General features: G+C 70.6%; 1 protein-coding gene and 1 pseudogene. Both read left to right on the forward strand.

Features of this window, described 5'->3' with window-relative positions; translation table 11 throughout:
- Nucleotides 1–617 (forward strand): amidohydrolase family protein (locus M8J73_RS41315; RefSeq protein ID WP_249829789.1); only part of this gene is annotated, 617 nt, incomplete at its 5' end.
- 38 nt (nt 618–655) lie between these two features.
- A pseudogene (locus M8J73_RS41320) lies at nt 656–805 on the forward strand (Zn-dependent alcohol dehydrogenase); the annotation flags it as partial.

An 805-nucleotide genomic window follows, 5' to 3' on the forward strand; every position in this document is an offset into this window, starting at 1 on the left:
GCTGGGCGGACCTCACCTCGCCGGCGATCGGCGACACGCTCGACCGGCTGCTCGCCGGACCGGGCGGCACGTATCTGCGTTCCCTGCGCCACCTCGTCCAGGGGGAGACGGAACCGGCCTGGTTGCAACGCCCCGATGTCGAACGAGGGTTGGCGGCGGCGAGGGACCGCGGGCTCTCCTACGACGTCCTGGTCCGCAGTCACCAGCTCGACCAGGCGGTCCGGCTGGCCGAACGCTTCCCCGACCTGCCTCAGGTGCTGAACCACGCGGGCAAGCCGGACATCGCCGGGCGCGAACTCGCGACGTGGCGAGAACAGGTACGACGGCTGGCCGCGCACGAGCACGTGTTCTGCAAGCTGTCGGGACTGATCACCGAGGCCGACCACGACAGCTGGACCACCTCCGACATCCGCCCGGTCTGGGACGTGCTGCTCACGTCCTTCGGCCCGGACCGGCTGATGTTCGGCTCCGACTGGCCGGTCGCCAACCTCGCGGGCGGCTGGAACCGCTGGGCCGCCACCGTGGACGAGCTGCTCACCGACTGCGGGGAGAGCGAGATCCACGCGCTCCTCGCCGGCACCGCGACCGCCTTCTATCGCCTCCCCTCCCGCGGCTGATGTACGGCGCTCGTGCCGAGAGGAATTTGGAGAACACGATGACACTCGCCGTCCGCTACACGGCTGCCCGCACCCTGGACACGGCTCCCGCCTTGAGCGTGGAGCCGGGCCCCGGCGAGGTGGTACTCGCCCCCGCCTACGTCGGTATCTGCGGCACCGACCTGCACATCTTCCACGGCGACATGGAC

It is taken from the genome of Streptomyces neyagawaensis, assembly GCF_023516595.1.
Lineage (GTDB): Bacteria > Actinomycetota > Actinomycetes > Streptomycetales > Streptomycetaceae > Streptomyces > Streptomyces neyagawaensis.